Here is a 2,222-nt window from a genome sequence, read left to right as displayed (position 1 = left end):
TTTTCAACAGTCCTGAAATGATTGGCGGATGGGATATTGAACCAACTTACAAGGGAATGTATGTGCAATTGTCAAAAAAAATTATTGACGAAAATCGATTTTTATTCAAAAATTATCTTGATTATGGTCTGCACGAACCTTTATTTCTAACAGACAACGAAATTGTAGAAATCACTACTCTTTTTAAACTGATGATTAAGTATTACAACAAAGAAAGACAAAATTTTGTAGTATTACTTTCTTATGTAAATGTATTGATTTCGTTGGTAGAAGCATTTTACAAAAGACAATTTTCTACTGACCCAAAAGAATATAATCGTATCGTAACCGATTTTCAACAAAGTATCAAAGATTATTACAATCAGCCTATTTCTCAACTTCCAAATGTTCAATATTTTGCAGATAAACTAGGGTTAACACCAAATTATTTGGGTGACATTGTAAAACATTTTACCAATAAATCTGCACTCGAAAATATTCACGATTTTGTAATTAAAAGAGCGAAAGAATTATTAGTAGATGACCGAAAACTAAACACCACAGAAGTAGCGTATGAATTAGGTTTTGAGTATCCCAATTATTTTTCAAAATTTTTCAAAAAGCAAGTCAACCTCACACCAAAAGAATACCGATTACAAACAATCGGCAAAAACTAATACAATCGAAACGTCTTTTATCAAGGCGTTTTTTTGTAATCAGTAATTTGTTTCTTTTTCTGTAGTAGTCTGTTTCCTTTAGCTGTTTTTCAACATTCTATCTTTGCCCTATCATTTTAAAAGATAAAACAATGAAGGCAAAAATCATTCTGATAACATTCGTTACAATGTTGTCATTCGGAACAAAATCAATAGCACAAAAGGTTGAAAAGGTTACATTCAACAACAATAATCTAAAGATGGCAGGAAATTTATACTTGCCTGCAGCTTTTAATGAAAACAAAAAATATCCCGTAATAATTACTGTTCATCCCGGCGGTGGAGTGAAAGAACAAACTTCGGGTTTGTATGCTCAAAAAATGGCAGAACAAGGTTATGTTGCATTGGCGTTTGATGCTTCACACCAAGGTGAAAGTGAAGGCTTGCCAAGATTTTTGGAAGACCCAACACAAAGAGTTGAAGACATTAGAAGTGCAGTAGATTATGTAACTACACTGAAATTTGTAGATGCTGAAAAAATTGGATTAATAGGCATTTGTGCGGGCGGCGGTTATTCTATAAATGCGGCACAAACCGAACACAGAATAAAAGCAATTGCGGTTGCAAGTCCTGTTAGCACAGGTAACAAAAAAGGGTGGGACGGAAAAACGCCTATTTCGGAATCTATAACAACATTAGAAGCAGTTGCAAAACAGCGTAGCGCAGAAGCAAATGGAGCAAAACCAATATATATAAACTATGTACCCGAAAAACCCAATGCAAACACACCTAATGATTTGATTGAGGCATACGATTATTACAGAACACCCAGAGCACAACATCCTAATTCAACTAATCTTTTTCTGTTTACAAGTTTAGACAAAATGATGGCCTTTGATGCTTATGCAAGCATTGAAACTTTACTTACGCAACCAATACTTATTATTGTGGGTAGCAAAGCAGGGTCACGTTGGCAAGGAGAAGATATTTATAAAAGAGTAACGAGTCCAAAAGAATTAAAGATTATTGAAGGTGCAACGCATATGGACTTATACGACATTCCAAAATATGTAAATCAGGTTGCTAATACTATGACTCACTTTTTTGGTGAAAATTTAAAATAATATAACACATTTAAGAATGGAAAAATCAAAAAAAGTATTGCTAATCAATACACATTTAACTTATCCAAATTTGACAGAAGGAACTTTAAATAACTCATTTATACAAAAAGCAAAAGTCTTTTTCAAATCTAAAGGTTTTAAAGTTTTAGAAACAAAAATTGAAGACGGCTACAATCCAGACGAAGAAGTAGAAAAGCATTTGCAAGCAGATATTGTAATTTTACAAACGCCTGTAAATTGGTTTGGTGCACCGTGGATTTACAAAAAATATGTAGACGAAGTGTTCAATAGTGCATTTGCCAGCAAATCGTTACTAACCGGAGACGGTAGAACAAATGAAGACCCAACAAAACAATACGGAACAGGTGGACTGATGCAAAGTAGAAAATTTATGATTTGTGCTACTTGGAACGCACCAGCCGAAGCATTTGACAATCCTAATCAAAAATTATTTGCAGGCAAA

Annotated in this window: 3 protein-coding genes; all 3 read left to right on the top strand. The window is 33.4% G+C overall.

Going from position 1 to position 2,222, the window contains the following annotated elements; translation table 11 throughout:
* Nucleotides 1-656, top strand: a 656-nt coding sequence (locus VFS71_RS10225; protein WP_326401101.1) for a helix-turn-helix domain-containing protein, incomplete at its 5' end; no start/stop codon positions are given.
* 131 nt (nt 657-787) lie between these two features.
* Nucleotides 788-1,759, top strand: coding sequence for an alpha/beta hydrolase (locus tag VFS71_RS10220; protein WP_326401100.1), 972 nt, complete (start codon nt 788-790; stop codon nt 1,757-1,759).
* Nucleotides 1,760-1,775: 16 nt separating this feature from the next.
* Nucleotides 1,776-2,222, top strand: a 447-nt coding sequence (locus VFS71_RS10215; protein ID WP_326401098.1) for an NAD(P)H-dependent oxidoreductase, incomplete at its 3' end; no start/stop codon positions are given.

Source organism: Flavobacterium sp., from assembly GCF_035760125.1.
Taxonomy (GTDB): Bacteria; Bacteroidota; Bacteroidia; order Flavobacteriales; family Flavobacteriaceae; genus Flavobacterium.
Note: the sequence above shows the minus strand (reverse complement) of the source record. Positions and strands in the feature narration are given on the sequence as shown.